Origin of the sequence: Nocardioides malaquae, assembly GCF_015070385.1 — a bacterium.
GTDB classification, from domain to species: domain Bacteria; phylum Actinomycetota; class Actinomycetes; order Propionibacteriales; family Nocardioidaceae; genus Nocardioides; species Nocardioides malaquae.
Genome location: NZ_JADCSA010001060.1, coordinates 1 through 241 on the forward strand (window position 1 = coordinate 1; position 241 = coordinate 241).

The window sequence follows — 241 nt, forward strand, 5'->3', positions numbered from 1 at the left end:
TGCATCTCCAGGTTTCAACTGTACACTGGAATGTTTTGTTGTAAAATAATGCTCTACTTCATCATACGAGGAGTAGTAAGCCTTGCCATGAGCTATGAGGCCCATATCGCAGAAGCCTATGTCCTGTTTCTGTAGCGACGTACAAGTATACCCCCTGGACATGACGCTACTGATGCTGAGTGCCATGCAAGGAGGTATAGAGGTTATGCGCATGACATATCATCATCATCATACCCAGAGG

Annotated in this window: 1 protein-coding gene; it reads right to left on the reverse strand. The window is 45.6% G+C overall.

Annotated features, from left to right (window positions below; genetic code table 11):
* The coding region (locus tag IEQ44_RS17465) for a hypothetical protein (RefSeq protein WP_227487711.1) at positions 1 to 186 on the reverse strand (186 nt) is incomplete at its 3' end.
* Positions 187 to 241: the final 55 nt, after the last annotated feature.